General features: G+C 70.6%; 1 protein-coding gene. It reads left to right on the forward strand.

Annotation, left to right across the window (positions count from 1 at the left end; translation table 11 throughout):
• The first annotated feature begins 22 nt into the window (after positions 1–22).
• Positions 23–436 (forward strand): COG4315 family predicted lipoprotein, encoded by a 414-nt coding sequence (locus AC5RUJ_RS18175; RefSeq protein WP_494156509.1) that lies wholly within the window; start codon positions 23–25, stop codon positions 434–436.
• The last annotated feature ends 87 nt before the right edge of the window (positions 437–523 follow it).

Here is a 523-nt window from a genome sequence, read left to right on the forward strand (position 1 = left end):
GCCGACGACGGGCGCCCCCGGAATGACCACGCCGGCGGCGCCGGAGACAGACGGCGGGGAGACCGGCGGCGCGCAGGCATCCGGCGCCGCCTCTACCCTCACGACGGCCGAATCCGACCTGGGCGAAATCGTGGTGGACGGAGAAGGCATGACCGTTTACTACTTCACCAAGGATGTCCCGGACTCAGGCGAGAGCGCCTGCACGGGCGACTGCCTGGCCGCGTGGCCGCCCGTGCTGGCCGAGGAAGAGCCGGAACTCGACGGGGTCACCGCGGAGGTGGGCCTCATCGACACCCCGGACGGGCAACAGCAGGTGACGCTGAACGGCATGCCCATCTACTACTGGGCGCAGGACAAGGCCACGGGAGACACGACCGGACAGGGCGTGAACGACGTCTGGTTTGTGGTCGCCCCCGACGGCGAAATGATCAAGTAGCTCCACGCCGCCATCCTGCCCGCAGCCGCCTGCCCGGGGACGGCAGCTGCGGGCGTCCGATCACAGGCGCCGGCCGGACGGGTCAGC

It is taken from the genome of Arthrobacter sp. Y3223164, from assembly GCF_059091005.1.